This window comes from Flavonifractor sp. An91 (assembly GCF_002159225.1).
Lineage (GTDB): Bacteria > Bacillota > Clostridia > Oscillospirales > Oscillospiraceae > Flavonifractor > Flavonifractor avicola.
Genome location: NZ_NFHA01000086.1, coordinates 1 through 1,565, shown reverse-complemented (window position 1 = coordinate 1,565; position 1,565 = coordinate 1). Strand labels below are relative to the sequence as shown.

General features: G+C 61.7%; 1 protein-coding gene. It reads left to right on the top strand.

What is annotated here, in order from left to right:
• Positions 1–120 precede the first annotated feature (120 nt).
• A partial coding sequence (locus tag B5G42_RS17490; RefSeq protein ID WP_206406218.1) for a VirB4-like conjugal transfer ATPase, CD1110 family occupies positions 121–1,565 on the top strand: 1,445 nt, incomplete at its 3' end.

Genomic DNA, 1,565 nt, shown 5'->3' with positions numbered 1-1,565 from the left:
GCGCTGCAAAAAAGGAGGATGCGATTGCAAAGCACAAGCACGCAAAGAAAAAGGCCCGCAAGGGCTGACCGCCGGGGCCGGGGCATGGTGTCCGCCCAGCAGACGATCCCCTATGTGGCGATGTACCCGGACGGGGTGTGTCAGCTCCCCGGCGGCCTGTTCACCAAGACCGTGGAATATGAGGACATCAACTACTCGGTGGCTTCCACGGAGGACCAGTCGGCCATCTTCAACGGCTGGAGCGCCTTTCTCAACTACTTTGACAGCGCCCTGCCGTTCCAGCTCTCCTTCGTCAACCGCCGTTCCCATGCCGCCAGCCGGTACAAAGTGAATATCCCCATGCAGGCGGACGAGTTTGACAGCATCCGGGGCGAGTTCGTGTCCATGCTCAAAGGGCAGATTGCCAAGAGCAACAACGGCATTGACCGGGCCAAGTACATCACCTTCGGCGTCCCCGCCGGGACGCTGGGCGAGGCCCGGCCCCGGCTGGAGCGGGTGGAGGCCGATGTGGTAGGCAACCTGCACCGGCTGGGCGTCCAGTCCCACCCTCTGGACGGACAGGAGCGGCTGGGGGTGCTTTACAGTCAGACCCACCCCGGCAGCCGTGAGCCTTTCCGGTTCTCCTGGAAGGACATCTCCCGCACGGGCATGGGCACCAAGGACGCCGTTGCCCCCAGCGCCGGGTTTGACTTCTCCCGTGTCCGCACCTTCAAGGTGGGGCCCTACCACGGGGCGGTGTCCTACCTGCAAATCCTGGCCTCGGAGCTCTCGGACAAGCTGCTGCGGGAAATCCTGGAGCTGGACGCGGAGCTGACCGTCACCATGCACATTCAGACGGTGGACCAGCTCAAGGCCATCAAGACCATCAAGGGCAAGGTGTCCGACATCGACAAGATGAAGGTGGAGGAGCAGAAAAAGGCGATCCGGGCCGGGTATGATCCCGACATTCTCCCGCCTGACCTCATTACCTTCTCCAAAGACGCGGCGGACCTGCTGGCCGACCTCCAGTCCCGGAACGAGCGAATGTTTTTGCTGACCTTTACGGTGGTGAACATGGCTCCCACCCTCCAGCGGTTGGAAAACGATGTGTTCACGGTGAACGGCATCGCGCAGAAATACAACTGCGCCATCAAGCGGCTGGACTGGCAGCAGGAGCAGGGCTTTGTGTCCTCTCTGGTGCTGGGCTACAACGAGGTGGAGATCCAGCGGGGCATGACCACCAGCTCCACCGCCATTTTTGTGCCCTTTATGACCCGGGAGCTCCGCATGGGCGGGCAGGCCCTCTACTACGGCATGAATGCCCTTTCCCACAATGTCATCATGGCGGACCGGAAGAAACTGAAATCAGCCAACGGGATGTACCTGGGCTCCACCGGCTCCGGCAAGAGCTTTGCCGCCAAGCGTGAGCTTATCAATGTATTCCTGGCGACCAAGGACCGGATCATTGTGGTGGACCCGATGGGCGAATATGCGCCGCTGGTGCGGCGGCTGGGCGGGCAGGTCATTGAGATCGCCCCGGACAGCCCCCACCATATCAATCCTATGGACATCCAGCTTGACCTGGG